This window comes from Enterobacter cloacae subsp. cloacae ATCC 13047 (genome assembly GCF_000025565.1).
GTDB classification, from domain to species: domain Bacteria; phylum Pseudomonadota; class Gammaproteobacteria; order Enterobacterales; family Enterobacteriaceae; genus Enterobacter; species Enterobacter cloacae.
In genome coordinates this window covers 4990066-5005306 of record NC_014121.1, presented here as the reverse complement: position 1 = coordinate 5005306, position 15241 = coordinate 4990066, and the positions used below count along the sequence as shown (strand labels likewise).

Annotated in this window: 11 protein-coding genes and 2 pseudogenes; 8 read left to right on the top strand and 5 right to left on the bottom strand. The window is 51.2% G+C overall.

The genetic code is table 11. The features are described from left to right. Nucleotides 1-156 precede the first annotated feature (156 nt). Entirely contained in the window at nucleotides 157-1638 is a 1482-nt protein-coding gene (gene silS, locus ECL_RS24375; protein ID WP_000555736.1) for a copper/silver sensor histidine kinase SilS, read from the bottom strand. Continuing rightward, nucleotides 1631-2311, bottom strand: coding sequence for a copper/silver response regulator transcription factor SilR (gene silR / locus ECL_RS24370; protein ID WP_000697968.1), 681 nt, complete (start codon nucleotides 2309-2311; stop codon nucleotides 1631-1633). The genes silS and silR overlap by 8 nt, the downstream gene beginning before the upstream one ends. A gap of 189 nt (nucleotides 2312-2500) precedes the next feature. Between silR and silC (ECL_RS24365) the strand changes: the two are divergent. Continuing rightward, nucleotides 2501-3262, top strand: a pseudogene (silC, locus tag ECL_RS24365) (Cu(+)/Ag(+) efflux RND transporter outer membrane channel SilC); the annotation flags it as partial. A gap of 37 nt (nucleotides 3263-3299) precedes the next feature. On the opposite strand, the gene ECL_RS24360 reads toward silC (ECL_RS24365), so the two are convergent. Continuing rightward, nucleotides 3300-4507 (bottom strand): IS3 family transposase gene (locus tag ECL_RS24360; protein ID WP_087776199.1). Its coding sequence is split into 2 segments (ribosomal slippage): nucleotides 3300-4186 and nucleotides 4186-4507, totalling 1209 coding nucleotides; the frame shifts between segments, so codons are not numbered across the junction. An 83-nt stretch (nucleotides 4508-4590) separates the two neighbouring features. Here ECL_RS24360 and silC (ECL_RS24355) point away from each other — a divergent pair. The 7 genes and pseudogenes from silC (ECL_RS24355) to ECL_RS24325 all read left to right on the top strand — a co-directional run. Beyond that, a pseudogene (silC, locus tag ECL_RS24355) lies at nucleotides 4591-5238 on the top strand (Cu(+)/Ag(+) efflux RND transporter outer membrane channel SilC); the annotation flags it as partial. 27 nt (nucleotides 5239-5265) lie between these two features. Next, nucleotides 5266-5619 (top strand): cation efflux system protein CusF, encoded by a 354-nt coding sequence (gene cusF, locus ECL_RS24350; protein WP_001246155.1) that lies wholly within the window; start codon nucleotides 5266-5268, stop codon nucleotides 5617-5619. A 113-nt stretch (nucleotides 5620-5732) separates the two neighbouring features. After that, on the top strand, nucleotides 5733-6995 hold the full coding sequence (locus ECL_RS24345) for an efflux RND transporter periplasmic adaptor subunit (RefSeq protein ID WP_013099187.1): 1263 nt from the start codon (nucleotides 5733-5735) through the stop codon (nucleotides 6993-6995). Nucleotides 6996-7036: 41 nt separating this feature from the next. Then, nucleotides 7037-10183 (top strand): Cu(+)/Ag(+) efflux RND transporter permease subunit SilA, encoded by a 3147-nt coding sequence (gene silA / locus ECL_RS24340; RefSeq protein WP_000574029.1) that lies wholly within the window; start codon nucleotides 7037-7039, stop codon nucleotides 10181-10183. Between the two features lie 86 nt (nucleotides 10184-10269). Further along, the gene (locus tag ECL_RS24335) at nucleotides 10270-10710 is read left to right on the top strand and encodes a DUF411 domain-containing protein (RefSeq protein ID WP_000758225.1); all 441 of its coding nucleotides are present in this window, start codon (nucleotides 10270-10272) and stop codon (nucleotides 10708-10710) included. Nucleotides 10711-10836: 126 nt separating this feature from the next. Next, nucleotides 10837-13284 carry an Ag(+)-translocating P-type ATPase SilP gene (gene silP / locus ECL_RS24330; RefSeq protein WP_001353604.1) on the top strand — a complete coding sequence of 816 codons (2448 nt, stop codon included), beginning with the start codon at nucleotides 10837-10839 and terminating at the stop codon, nucleotides 13282-13284. Between the two features lie 40 nt (nucleotides 13285-13324). Next, complete coding sequence (locus ECL_RS24325) at nucleotides 13325-13522, top strand: DUF2933 domain-containing protein (protein WP_000843494.1); 198 nt, start codon at nucleotides 13325-13327, stop codon at nucleotides 13520-13522. 33 nt (nucleotides 13523-13555) lie between these two features. Here the strand turns inward: ECL_RS24325 and ECL_RS24320 are convergent, their stop codons facing one another. After that, nucleotides 13556-14293 carry a peptidoglycan DD-metalloendopeptidase family protein gene (locus tag ECL_RS24320; protein WP_000287501.1) on the bottom strand — a complete coding sequence of 246 codons (738 nt, stop codon included), beginning with the start codon at nucleotides 14291-14293 and terminating at the stop codon, nucleotides 13556-13558. Between the two features lie 288 nt (nucleotides 14294-14581). Beyond that, on the bottom strand, nucleotides 14582-15031 hold the full coding sequence (locus ECL_RS24315; RefSeq protein ID WP_001023257.1) for a copper resistance protein: 450 nt from the start codon (nucleotides 15029-15031) through the stop codon (nucleotides 14582-14584). Between the last annotated feature and the right edge of the window lie 210 nt (nucleotides 15032-15241).

Sequence of the window (15241 nt, the reverse complement as noted above, 5' to 3'; positions counted from 1 at the left end):
ATTTCTCCGGGAGGGGACTGGATATTCATTTCCTGGCGTCCACTGACGCCGGATATTGATAAAGCAATCCAGCCTTCCTGATAAGTTGCACTAATTATATCGAATGGCTTCTGTTTGCTGCATGACAGGCTAATGACATCTTTGTCATTTAAATCTTTATTCCCAGCACTGGGTGTCCGGAATCATTTTCTCCAGTCTGGGCACGGATAAGATAAAACGCGTTGAGTGTACGTCCGATTCCACCTGCACTCTTCCGTGATGTGCTTCCACGATTGACTTCACAATCGCAAGGCCGATGCCGCTGCCTTCTCCTTTTCGTTGTCTGGACGGATCCACCCGATAAAAACGGTCAAACAACCTTGATAAATGCTCTTCAGGGATTGGTTTCCCCGGATTTTCAATCACAAGGTCAAAAAAGCTCTCCTGCTCTCTTATTGAGACGGTGATTGCCTGTCCCTCCGGGGTATAACGCAGGGCATTGGATAACAGATTATTGATCGCCCTTCTGAACATTTGTGGATCTCCCTCAACCAGGCAGGGCATCCCGTTAAATTTGAGCGTGATATTGCGTTCTTCGGCCCAGGCTTCGAAAAACTCGAAGACTTTCATGACTTCCGCTCTGAGGTCAAACATGACCCTGTCAGGTATCAGCTGATTATTATCTGCCTGTGCCAGGAACAGCATATCGCTGACCATTTTGGTCATCCGGTTATACTCTTCAAGACTGGAATAGAGGACATCCTCAAGTTCCCTCTGTGTTCGATCCTGACTCAGTGCGATTTCAGTCTGCGTCACCAGATTGGTGATGGGCGTTCTGATCTCATGCGCGATATCGGCAGAGAAATTGGCCTGGCGGGTAAAGACATCCTCAATCTTTCCAATCATATGATTGAACGAGATAACCAGTTGCTCCAGCTCAATGGGAACGCGTGTCGGTTCCAGTCGCGCATCAAGATTCTCGGAGGTGATGTTTTTAATGGCATTGCTGACATTACGAAGGGGCAGGTGCCCCTGACGGACAGCGATTCGAATGATCAGAACAATCAACAGGCTTATCACGACGGCAATCGCAATCAGGTTCTTTTTCAGCGCATCGAGGTAATGGAGATGGAAATTAATGGATAGGCCAGTCAGCATGACATAGTTCTGCTGTTTGCCCTGAAATATCGCCTGACCAGAGGAGGCGATAATCCTGTATGTTTCCATCTTCATTTCGGACCCGGTATCCATCGGTCCCGCAGGATCCTCCACCGTCCAGAGAAAGACATCCCGTGCGCGGCTGTGCTCGCTAAAATCTGCTGAATTCACTGCCGGGCGTAGTGCCGCCCCCTGAGCTGAGCTAAAGAGCACTTCACCCCTGGGATTGAGGAGCAAAAGGGCAACGTTGCGGTAGCTGGCAATTGATTCCTTTATTTTGCTTATTTTTTTATCATCCGGATCCACCGGGGACTGCAGTATACGGTTCAGTGTGGTGCTGATTTGTTGAAGATCGCTGACATCCTGCTCGGCAAAATGATTTTCAACAGAATGCAGCATAAACCAGGTGAAGGCGATAAAAGCCAGTATCGTGGACAGGCTGATAAAAAAGGTCAGCCGCAGAGCGAGTGAGAAAGGGCGTCTGGAAGGTTTGCTATGCATCCGGGACCTCCAGCATGTAGCCCACGCCCCGGACTGTCTGGATCAGCTTTGTCTCGTAATCGTTGTCTATTTTAGCGCGGAGTCGCTTTACTGCGACATCGATCGCATTAGTGTCGCTGTCAAAATTCATGTCCCAGACCTGAGAGGCAATCAGGGAGCGGGGAAGAACCTCTCCCTGATGGCGAATGAAGAATTCCAGCAGGCTGAACTCTTTACTGGTGAGCACAATGCGGTTTCCGGCGCGACTGACTTTTCTGGATACGAGATCAATCGAGAGGTCAGCCACCTTAAACTGGCTTTCCGTGATCATCGTGTTTCCCCGCCTCAGAAGGGTTCTCACCCGGGCGAGCAGTTCGGCAAACGCAAAGGGTTTAACCAGATAATCGTCCGCACCCAGTTCCAGTCCTTTGACCCTATGTTCGATCGTGCCGAGGGCTGTCAGCAGTAAGACCGGCATACCCTTTCCGGCAGTGCGCAGCATGCGGATGATATCCCAGCCGTTCACATCAGGTAGCATGATATCCAGAATGACTAAATCATACTCGGCTGTCATGGCGAGATGATATCCGGTAAGACCATTATCAGCGTGATCCACTACGAACCCTGCCTCTGTAAGCCCTTTGCTGAGATATTCACCTGTTTTAATTTCGTCTTCGACGATCAATATTTTCATCTTGCTCCCCGGCTGGCTGCTAATGTCATTCTATTGCGCCCACGATCGTTATCAACGGATTACAGCAAAAATGACAACATTGTCATTATCCTGTCACCCGGCAAACAGAGAGCGTTAGGTAAAGTACCCCTATCAATACTCTGGACTTCATTTGAACCATTTACCAGGTCTGCCTGGACGAGAAGCGTTATGTTCAAATTAAAATTACTCAGCATTAGCACGATATTCATCCTGGCAGGCTGCGTGTCGCTTGCGCCTGAATATCAGCGGCCCGCAGCACCGGTACCCCAGCAGTTTTCACTGTCCCATAACAGCCTGACGCCAGCGGTAAATGGCTATCAGGATACGGGCTGGCGTAACTTTTTTGTCGATCCCCAGGTTACCCGGTTGATCGGTGAAGCTCTGACTAATAACCGTGATTTGAGAATGGCTGCCCTGAAGGTTGAAGAGGCCCGAGCCCAGTTCAACGTCACGGATGCAGATCGTTATCCCCAGCTGAATGCCTCATCCGGGATAACATACAGCGGTGGTCTGAAAGGTGACAAGCCGACCACACAGGAGTACGACGCGAGACTGGAGCTCAGCTATGAGCTCGATTTTTTCGGCAAACTTAAGAACATGAGTGATGCTGATCGCCAGAACTACTTTGCCAGCGAAGAAGCCCGTCGGGCCGTACACATCCTGCTGGTATCCAACGTTTCACAAAGCTATTTCAGCCAGCAACTGGCGTACGAACAACTTCGTATTGCGCGGGAAACGCTGAAAAATTATCAACAGTCCTATGCTTTCGTTGAGCAGCAGCTCGTGACCGGGAGTACGAACGTTCTGGCACTTGAACAGGCGCGAGGACAAATCGAAAGTACCCGCGCCGAAATAGCCAAACGAGAAGGCGATCTGGCTCAGGCAAACAATGCCCTGCAACTGGTGCTGGGAACGTACCGCGCACTTCCGTGATCTTGACCCGCCATTTCCGGACAGCTTTTGTATCTTAAGTTAACGATGCCCGCTGCCGCCGGTATTCTCTCGGAGAGTGATATCCCAGCGCACTATGCGGGTGATTTTCATTGTAATGCGTGAACGCCGCTGCAAGGTTTCGCAGGGCTGTTCTCACATCCGGTTTCGGCATGAACGCGATATAGTCTTCCTTCATCGTCTTCACGAACCGTTCGGCCATGCCATTGCTCTGCGGGCTGCTCACCGCTGTTGTACATGGCTCCAGATTCAGCTCTTTGGCGAACCTCCGCGTTTCATGCGCGGTATATGCTGAACCGTTGTCCGTCAGCCACTGCACCGCTGTGTCGGGCAGCCTGTCGCCGAAGCGCTTTTCCACCGACCTCAGCATCACATCCTGCACGGTCGAACTGTCATAGCCTCCCGTGCTTGCTGCCCAGTCTATGGCCTCACGGTCGCAGCAGTCCAGCGCGAACGTTACCCGCAGTTTTTCGCCGTTGTCGCAGCCGAACTCGAAGCCATCTGAACACCAGCGCATATCGCTTTCTGCCACCGCTATCTTGCCCTTATGTTCACGCTTCGGTCGCTCTGGTTTGTGATGCAACAACAACAGGTTATGCTCGCTCATTATCCTGTAAAGCCGTTTGGCATTCACAGGTGGCTGTCCCTCTGTGCGACGTTGCTTGCGCAGGATGCCCCACACGCGTCGATAACCATAACTCGGCATATCGCTGATAATGTTGAGGATAGCCGACAGTATTTCTGCGTCTGCTTCTTCATTACGCCGGTTACAGCGCCTGTCCTGCCAGTCGGCAGAACGGTTAATCCGCAGTGACAGTTGCGCACGCGACACGCCCATGGTCCGGCTGACCATGGCTATTCCCCGTCCTTTGGCAACAAGGGCGCGTGCGCTATCCATTTTCGCGACTGACCGTACTCCACGGCTTCTTTCAGGATCTCAACTTCCATCGTCTTCTTGCCCAGAAGGCGCTGAAGCTCCCGGACCTGCTTCAGAGCAGCAGTAAGCTCAGAAGCAGGAACGACTTCCTCTCCAGCCGCAACGGCGGTGAGGCTGCCTTCCTGATATTGCTTCTTCCACTTAAACAGCAGGCTGGGCTGGATACCATGCAGGCGGGCGACATGGGAGACATTCATACCCGGCTCCATCGTCTGCTGGATAATGGCGATCTTCTCCTGAGGAGTTTTACGTTTACGGACTTCTTGCCCTAACAGGATCCCGGTCATCTCAAAATTGGTGTTAGTGTTAGACATATATTCAAGCCTATCTCTTATCTGGAGATACAGCTACTGTCTGGTGTTTCAGGGGGCTACATCAGTACCGCGCACTTCCGTCAGAAAAAGGGATGAAAGGCGGGGAGATAGCCCCAGTAAAATTGCCACCAAATCTGTCTTCACAAATTTTGCTGCAGCGACCGGATATTATGGAAGCGGAATATCAGCTGAAAGCGGCTGATGCCAATATTGGCGCAGCGCGAGCGGCCTTTTTCCCCTCAATTACCCTGACCAGTGGTCTTTCCGCAAGCAGTACGGAGCTGTCCAGCCTGTTTACGTCAGGAAGTGGAATGTGGAATTTTATCCCTAAAATTGAAATTCCTATATTTAATGCTGGCAGGAATAAAGCCAATCTGAAGCTGGCTGAAATTCGCCAGCAACAGTCGGTGGTTAATTACGAACAAAAAATTCAGTCAGCCTTTAAGGATGTTTCCGACACGCTTGCGCTGCGCGACAGCCTTAGCCAGCAACTTGAGTCACAGCAGCGTTATCTTGATTCACTTCAGATAACTCTCCAGCGTGCCAGAGGATTGTATGCAAGTGGTGCTGTCAGTTACATCGAAGTGCTGGATGCAGAACGTTCCCTCTTCGCTACCCAGCAAACCATTCTCGATCTTACCTATTCCCGGCAGGTTAACGAAATTAATCTGTTTACCGCGCTGGGTGGCGGTTGGGTAGAGTAAATTTATTTAATTAATCAGGAAATTAAAATGCGTAATTCACTTAAAGCCGTTTTATTTGGTGCCTTCTCTGTCATGTTTTCTGCCGGTCTTCATGCTGAAACACATCAGCATGGCGATATGAATACTGCCAGTGATGCTTCGGTACAGCAAGTTATCAAGGGCACCGGTGTCGTTAAAGACATTGATATGAATACTAAGAAAATCACCATTTCGCATGAAGCAATTCCAGCGGTGGGCTGGCCTGCAATGACCATGCGCTTTACTTTTGTTAATGCAGACGATGCTATTAATGCCCTGAAAACAGGCAACCATGTCGATTTCTCGTTTATTCAGCAGGGCAATATCTCCTTACTCAAAAGCATTAACGTGACGCAGTCCTGATTGGCTGTCCGGAGCGATTACATCCTGTGCGCCTGTACATTCACATAGGTATATGTGTGAGTTAACCGTCAGGCGCATATGCCAGGTGTTTTGATTTTTTAGCGGAAAATTGTATGGCTTCTTTAAAGATAAAATATGCTGCAATAATTATCAGCAGCCTCATAGCAGGGGGGCTGATATCGGTTACTGCCTGGCAGTATGTAAACTCAGCACAAAAGACAGAAAAAACAGAACAAAAGGCACCGGAACGAAAGGTGCTTTTCTGGTATGACCCAATGAAACCGGATACCAAATTTGATAAACCCGGAAAATCGCCCTTTATGGATATGGACCTGGTGCCAAAATATGCTGATGACAGTGGCGATAAAAGCAGTGGCGGGATCCGTATCGACCCAACCCAGGTTCAGAATCTGGGATTAAAAACGCAAAAAGTCACGCGAGGAATGCTGAATTATTCTCAGACAATCCCGGCTAATGTCAGCTATAACGAGTATCAGTTTGTTATTGTGCAGGCGCGTTCTGACGGGTTTGTCGAAAAAGTCTACCCCATGACGATTGGCGATCATGTGAAGAAGGGGACGCCACTTATCGATATTACCATTCCGGACTGGGTGGAAGCACAGAGTGAATTCCTTCTGTTATCCAGCACCGGTGGTACTTCCACGCAAATTAAAGGCGTTCTGGAACGGCTTCGCCTGGCAGGTATGCCGGAAGAGGATATTCAGAGACTGCGTTCTACCCGGAGCATTCAGACCCGTTTTACCATTAAAGCACCTATTGATGGTGTCATTACTGCATTTGACCTGCGCACCGGCATGAATATTTCGAAAGATAAGGTGGTGGCTCAGATTCAGGGAATGGACCCGGTCTGGATCAGCGCTGCAGTGCCAGAATCTATCGCCTATCTGCTGAAAGATACGTCGCAGTTTGAAATTTCGGTACCGGCTTATCCGGATAAAACATTCCATGTCGAAAAATGGAATATTCTTCCCAGCGTGGATCAGACAACCCGTACGCTTCAGGTCCGTCTCCAGGTTTCTAATAAGGATGAGTTTCTCAAGCCGGGCATGAATGCCTATCTGAAACTGAATACCAGAAGCCAAGGAGATGCTGCTGATACCAAGCCAGGCCGTTATCGATACCGGCAAAGACAGCGCGTGATTACTGTTGATGATGAAGGCAAGTTTGTGCCGAAACAGATCCACGTTCTGCATGAGTCACAGCAACAGTCCGGCATCGGCTCCGGCCTGAATGAAGGCGATACCGTGGTGGTCAGTGGCCTGTTCCTCATTGACTCTGAAGCCAATATTACGGGCGCACTGGAACGTATGCGCCACCCTGAAAAAACAGAAAGCAGTATGCCAGCAATGGTCTGACCAGCCTGTAAATATGCATTCAGGGCACTGAGGAGACGACGATGATTGAATGGATTATCCGGCGCTCTGTCGCCAACCGTTTCCTGGTCATGATGGGGGCCCTGTTTCTCAGCATCTGGGGCACATGGACGATTATTAACACGCCTGTCGATGCCTTGCCTGACCTGTCAGATGTGCAGGTCATTATCAAAACCAGCTATCCCGGCCAGGCCCCGCAGATTGTAGAAAACCAGGTCACCTATCCACTTACCACCACCATGCTGTCCGTGCCTGGCGCAAAAACCGTGCGTGGTTTTTCACAGTTCGGTGATTCGTATGTGTATGTCATTTTTGAAGACGGCACCGATCTGTACTGGGCCCGTTCCCGCGTGCTGGAGTACCTGAACCAGGTACAGGGAAAACTGCCCGCCGGTGTGAGTTCTGAAATCGGTCCGGACGCCACGGGGGTGGGCTGGATATTTGAATATGCCCTTGTCGATCGCAGCGGAAAACACGACCTTTCAGAACTGCGTTCTCTGCAGGACTGGTTCCTGAAATTTGAGCTGAAAACCATCCCGAACGTGGCTGAGGTCGCTTCGGTTGGCGGCGTGGTGAAACAGTACCAGATTCAGGTCAATCCGGTAAAATTGTCTCAGTATGGTATCAGCCTGCCCGAAGTGAAACAGGCCCTTGAATCGTCTAACCAGGAGGCCGGTGGCTCATCCGTTGAAATGGCCGAAGCTGAGTATATGGTCCGTGCCAGCGGTTATCTTCAGAGCATTGATGATTTTAATAACATCGTCCTGAAAACAGGCGAGAACGGCGTGCCGGTTTATCTGCGGGATGTTGCCCGCGTGCAGACCGGGCCTGAAATGCGGCGTGGTATTGCCGAGCTGAACGGCCAGGGCGAAGTCGCTGGCGGCGTGGTGATCCTGCGGTCGGGTAAAAATGCACGCGACGTTATCACGGCAGTGAGGGATAAACTTGAGACGCTGAAGGCCAGCCTGCCGGAAGGCGTTGAAATCGTGACCACCTACGATCGCAGCCAGCTCATCGACCGGGCGATTGATAACCTCAGTTCCAAACTTCTGGAAGAGTTTATCGTGGTGGCCATCGTCTGTGCCCTGTTCCTGTGGCACGTACGTTCTGCCCTGGTGGCGATTATCTCTCTGCCGCTTGGTCTGTGTATCGCCTTTATCGTCATGCACTTCCAGGGACTGAACGCCAATATCATGTCGCTGGGAGGGATAGCGATTGCCGTCGGTGCGATGGTGGATGCCGCCATTGTGATGATTGAGAATGCGCATAAGCGGCTTGAGGAGTGGGATCATCAGCATCCGGGTGAGCAGATTGACAACGCCACCCGCTGGAAGGTGATTACCGATGCCTCCGTTGAAGTGGGACCCGCACTGTTTATCAGCCTGCTGATCATCACCCTGTCCTTTATTCCTATCTTTACCCTGGAAGGTCAGGAAGGACGTCTGTTTGGCCCGCTGGCATTCACGAAAACGTACTCCATGGCGGGCGCGGCCGCGCTGGCCATCATCGTCATTCCGATTCTGATGGGATTCTGGATCCGGGGGAAAATTCCTGCAGAGACCAGTAACCCCCTGAACCGGGTACTGATCAAAGCGTATCATCCATTGCTGTTGCGGGTTCTCCACTGGCCAAAAACAACCCTGCTGGTTGCGGCCTTGTCCATTTTCACCGTTATCTGGCCGCTGAGCCAGGTGGGCGGTGAGTTTCTGCCGAAGATTAACGAGGGCGACCTGTTGTATATGCCGTCGACCCTGCCGGGTGTCTCTCCGGCTGAAGCTGCAGCGCTCCTGCAGACGACGGACAAGTTAATCAAAAGCGTTCCTGAAGTGGCCTCTGTATTTGGCAAGACCGGTAAAGCAGAGACCGCCACGGATTCCGCACCGCTCGAAATGGTTGAAACCACGATCCAGCTCAAACCTGAGGATCAGTGGCGTCCAGGCATGACGATTGACAAGATTATTGAAGAACTCGACAGGACCGTCCGTTTACCGGGGCTGGCAAACCTCTGGGTGCCGCCAATCCGTAACCGTATTGATATGCTCTCAACCGGGATCAAAAGCCCGATAGGTATCAAGGTGTCCGGAACGGTTCTGTCCGATATCGATGCAACGGCGCAGAGTATCGAAGCGGTCGCCAAAACCGTACCCGGCGTAGTGTCTGCTCTCGCAGAGCGACTGGAAGGCGGGCGCTACATTGATGTGGATATCAACCGGGAAAAAGCCTCCCGCTACGGAATGACGGTGGGCGATGTGCAGCTGTTCATCTCATCAGCCATCGGCGGCGCGACGGTAGGGGAAACGGTTGAAGGCGTGGCCCGGTACCCGATTAATATCCGCTATCCGCAGGATTACCGGAACAGCCCGCAGGCCCTGAAACAGATGCCGATCCTGACCCCGATGAAGCAGCAGATCACGCTGGGCGATGTTGCGGATATTAAGGTCGTTTCCGGGCCGACTATGCTGAAAACGGAAAATGCCCGTCCAGCCAGCTGGATTTACATTGACGCGCGCGGCAGGGATATGGTGTCGGTGGTTAATGACATTAAAACGGCGATCAGTCAGAAAGTGAAACTGAGACCGGGTACCAGCGTGTCATTCTCCGGACAGTTTGAACTGCTTGAGCATGCCAACAAGAAACTGAAGCTGATGGTGCCGATGACGGTGATGATCATCTTCATCCTGTTGTATCTGGCATTCCGCCGGGTTGATGAAGCCCTGCTGATCCTGATGAGCCTGCCGTTCGCCCTGGTTGGCGGGATATGGTTCCTGTACTGGCAGGGCTTCCATATGTCTGTCGCAACCGGAACGGGGTTTATCGCTCTGGCCGGGGTGGCAGCAGAGTTTGGCGTGGTCATGCTGATGTATCTGCGTCATGCCATTGAAGCGCACCCGGAATTGTCCCGTAAAGAGACGTTCACACCGGAAGGCCTTGATGAAGCCCTCTATCATGGTGCCGTACTGCGTGTCCGGCCGAAAGCCATGACCGTGGCGGTGATCATTGCGGGTCTGCTGCCAATACTCTGGGGAACCGGTGCAGGTTCAGAAGTCATGAGCCGTATCGCGGCACCCATGATTGGTGGGATGATCACGGCTCCGCTGCTGTCCCTGTTCATTATTCCTGCCGCCTACAAATTAATCTGGCTGCGCAGACATAAAAAAAGCGTGTCCTGAACCTGAAAGGGCACCCCCTGTGGGTGTCCTTCTTTACTGATTCACCCTGACGTCAGGGTTTAAATCGATAATATACAGAGGTGAGTATGAAAAAAGTGGTTCTGATGGCGCTGGCTCTCGGCCTTTCACTGCCCGCGATGGCGAGTGAAAAAGTGATTGATATGTACAAATCTGAAAACTGTGGCTGTTGTTCCCTGTGGGGCAAGGCGATGGAAAAAGACGGGTTTGAAGTACGAACTCACGTCATGAATGATCAGGCGCTGTCAGCCCTGAAAGAAAAGCATGCTATTCCTGCAGGACTGCGAAGTTGTCATTCCGCGGTTGCCGGTAATTTGATCATTGAAGGCCATGTGCCTGCGACAACGATACATAAGGCAATGCAGTCTGGTTCAGGTATATACGGTCTCGCCACCCCCGGTATGCCAGCAGGAAGTCCTGGAATGGAGATGGGAGCCCGAAAAGAGGCTTACGATGTTATCGCATTCTCACCGGATGGAAGTAAAAAAGTCTTCCAGCGAATCGAATAGTCAGCGGAACGGCTGATAACGGGACGCCGGTAGCAGGCACTCCTGTGCCGGCGATATTCGTGGTAATCGCATCCATGACATACCCTGAAGACAGAAGATGCTTCGGTATGCATAAGGAGAGTTACTGTGAAAAATGACAATGCAGTGCAACACAACAACCAGACTGCTTCTGAGCAGACATTATCCCCGGACGAGGGCCACGTATTGCATAAGGTGAGAGATCCCGTGTGCGGGATGGCCATCCTGCCCGACAGGGCGCACAGCAGCATTCGATACCAGGACCATCAACTTTATTTCTGCTCCGCCAGCTGTGAGAGTAAATTTAAAGCCCATCCCGATCGTTATCTTACCGAAGATGCCAGTGAACATTCCCATCACCATCACCACGATCATCACGAAGTCAGCCCTGATCAGATAAAACAGCCTCACCACCAGGCGGAAAAAGAGAATTCTGAAGGTGTGTGGACATGTCCGATGCACCCGGAGATACGCCGCAGTGGTCCCGGAAGCTGTCCTGTCTGTGGAATGGCACTGGAGCCGCTCGTAGCTACGGCATCCACGGGGCCGAGTGATGAACTTCACGACATGACAAGACGCTTCTGGCTGGGGTTGTTGCTGGCGTTTCCGGTTCTGGTACTCGAAATGGGATCTCATCTGTTTCCCGAGTTGAGGAATACAGTACCGCCACAGTACAACACATGGCTGCAGCTGCTTCTGGCCTCCCCTGTCGTGTTGTGGTGTGGCTGGCCATTCTTCGCCCGGGCCGGAATGTCGTTACGTAACCGCTCCCTGAATATGTTTACCCTTGTTGCAATGGGGACCGGCGTAGCCTGGGTTTACAGCGTCATTGCAACCGTCTTCCCCTCCTGGTTTCCTGCATCGTTCAGAAACATGGATGGCCTGGTGGCCGTTTATTTTGAAGCCGCAGCAGTTATTACGGTGCTTGTTCTGCTGGGACAGGTTCTTGAGCTGCGGGCACGGGAACAAACCTCAGGCGCCATTACTGCGCTTCTGAACCTTGCCCCCAAAACCGCCAGACGGCTGGATCATGACGGTCATGAAACGGATATTAATGCGGAAGATGTCCTGCCTGGCGATAAGCTCCGCATCAGACCTGGAGAGAGTATTCCGGTCGACGGTATCGTGATCGAAGGCAAAACAACCGTTGATGAATCGATGGTGACCGGGGAATCTATGCCGGTTACCAAAACGGAGGGTGACCCTGTCATCGGGGGGACCATTAATCAGACAGGGAGTCTCATCATCCGTGCAGAGAAAGTCGGTGATGAAACAATGCTCTCACGAATTGTTCAGATGGTCGCTGATGCACAGCGTTCGCGTGCCCCCATCCAGAGAATGGCTGACAGCGTTTCAGGCTGGTTTGTTCCTCTGGTGATACTTATCGCGGTTGTTGCTTTCGTGATCTGGTCTGTCTGGGGGCCCGAGCCCAGGATGGCGCACGGTCTCATTGCGGCTGTGTCGGTCCTGATTATTGCCTGTCCCTGCGCGCTGGGGCTGGCCACGCCGATGTCGATAATGGTGGGGGTGGGCAAAGGAGCCCAGGCCGGGGTGTTAATCAGGAATGCCGAAGCCCTTGAGCGTCTTGAAAAAGTGGACACGCTGGTTGTCGACAAAACAGGCACGCTCACGGAAGGTTCGCCTACGGTGACAGGGATTATCAGTCTCAATCCGGGTGGGGAAACATCTCTTTTGCGTGTAACAGCCGCAGTGGAAAAAGGCTCGCAGCATCCGCTGGGTATGGCAGTAGTTAAAGCAGCACAGGAAAAGGGGATCGCAATACCCGCAGTCACTCATTTCGATGCACCGTCGGGTAAAGGTGTCTCAGGCGATGTCGAAGGTCAACGGGTTGTTATTGGTAATGAACTGGCTATGCAGGAAAACAGTATAGTTATTGATAATCAAAAGGCCGTTGCGGATACGTTGCGGATGGAAGGCGCTACCGTTATCTATGTGGCCACAGACGGGGACCTTGCAGGCCTGATAGCTATCTCGGATCCCGTGAAAACAACCACGCCGGATGCGCTTAAAGCTTTGCGTCAGGCGGGGATCCGCATCGTTATGCTCACCGGGGATAACCAGCTTACTGCTGAAGCAGTCGCACGGAAACTGGGAATAGATGAGGTTGAAGCCGGAATTCTGCCGGATGGCAAAAAAGCAGTGATAACCCGACTGAAAGAGTCTGGCCATGTGGTTGCGATGGCCGGAGACGGTGTGAATGATGCCCCGGCGCTGGCAGCGGCTGACGTGGGTATAGCCATGGGAACGGGTACAGATGTGGCAATTGAAAGTGCCGGAGTCACCCTTCTCAAAGGCGACTTGATGATACTGAACAGGGCCCGTCATCTGTCAGAGATCACCATGAAAAATATCCGTCAGAATCTGTTTTTTGCATTTATCTACAACGCACTTGGCGTGCCTGTGGCTGCAGGTCTGCTTTATCCTGTGTATGGAATACTGCTGTCGCCAGTTATTGCGGCGGCGGCCATGGCTCTTTCCTCCGTCAGCGTCATTGTGAATGCGTTGCGTCTGAAAAGTGTCAGGCTCGGGAAATAACACTGAGTGAAGGGTCAGTTACGAACAGAAGGAGTCCAGTATGAAAAGTACCACCTATGCGCTTATTGCTGTCGCCGCGATCGCGGCATTTGCCCTCCTGCGCGAACACTGGTCACATGTGGCAGGTTACTGGCCATATCTGTTATTGCTGGTCTGCCCGCTAATGCATCTTTTCCACGGCCACGGAGGGCATGGAGATCATCAACATCACGGAAGTGAAAACGATAAAAAAAATTAATCCGGCAGACGGGGCCGCGTCGCGGTCCCGTTATCAGTCCAGGTATCGTTCGTAGTCTCTGGCATGCGCAAAGGCATGCTGTTCGAGTTTGTTATCAGCGGGTGCCGCTGCCCGGAACGCCAGAGAGTTAACAGGGTTGTTATTGATGACCAGCTCGTAATGCAGATGAGGACCGGATGAACGTCCGCTGTTACCGGATAACGCAATAGCACCTCCCCGTGTAACCCTGGCCCCTTTAGTAACGAGTATTTTATTGAGGTGGAGATAGCGAGTTTTAACACCGGCTTTTCCCGTTACTTCAACAAAATATCCCATGGTACTGTTGTATTCGGCCCGTGTGATTTTTCCGTCGATGACGCTGACTATTTTCGTGTTCATGGGCATGGAATAATCAATGCCATTATGGGGACTCACTTTTCCCGATACCGGGTTAAGTCTTGCAGGATTGAAAGGCGAACTGAGTCTTGCTGTGGCCGGTAACGGATAATCGAGACTGCCTTTCCCGGAAGTATCGGAAAGGTTATAGAACTTTTTATCTGATATACGATACGCCGTGTAATTAAATGAACCGGACGTAAATTTATAGGCCACGACACGTGATTTTCCCGCTTTCTTTTGCAGTACGAGTTTTAATGATTCATTTTTTTTCAAATGCCGCAGATTAAACCGGGAAGGCAAGGAGCGCTGAAGAGTAGCGATCTCGTTCGATTCCAGCCCCGAGCGGGTGGCTGAAAGGTAGGCATTTTCTTTTACGACATCGGTAGAATACATTTACTGGAATTCGCCGTTAGCATGAACACTGCGGCGTATGCTAGGGGTTTTCAGGAGGCGTGTCATCTGTCAGTTAATCGGGAGCACCGTTGATGGTCGTCATTTTTGTAACATATCTTGTTTCCCGTTTGCTCCTGAAGATCTGGGAATTGTATGACCAGCCCGACGGTGATGATTAACGGGACTGAAACAGGTTACAGCAGAGCAATATGGGGCTCATGTCCTGCTACGTAACCCGTCAGTAAAGCCCTGCTGCGCACCTGACGCTAAGCACTAACCCGCCTGCAGTTACCTGGTCGAATACAGCCCGCGAAGCTTTCTTGCCTGCGTCTGATGTGCTTCCGCACCGGCATTATTGACCTGCTCATGCACGAGAGCGGCTTTTTCTCCGGCATTCAGTTCGTTAAAAGAAGAAGACGAGGTCTTTGAATTTGCATCACTGCCGGACAGCATTTTTTTATGTTCCTCAATCATTTTCTGATGCGCATAGGACGCGCTGTTGTTCATAAATGAATGAGCAACAATGGCCCTTTCATGTTCATTCATTTCAGAGAATGAGGGCGTGTTGTTTTTATTAACCCTGTCCGGTAAGTTTTCATGCGTCGAGGAGTTCACATGACTGACGGCTGAGGCATTATTAACAAATCGATGTGCTTCATGGGCAATATCACTGGACTGAGCAAAAGCTGCCCCACAAAATAAAGCTGTAAACGCAGTGGTCGTGATTAATATATTCATGTGTAATTACCTTCTGAGGTACATAAAAGATGTCCTTATGATCATATATAAAAATAATCAACCTGTGGGGAAGATGACGTAAATGTAATACAGCTATGTACATTACACGATTGTAATGAATTTGTTTCTTAAGGTGTGCTAGATTCATTTCATTGTAAGTGGATGAACCAGTAATTTAATTTAAATCGGTTCTCGAATTCTGTCAGTAAC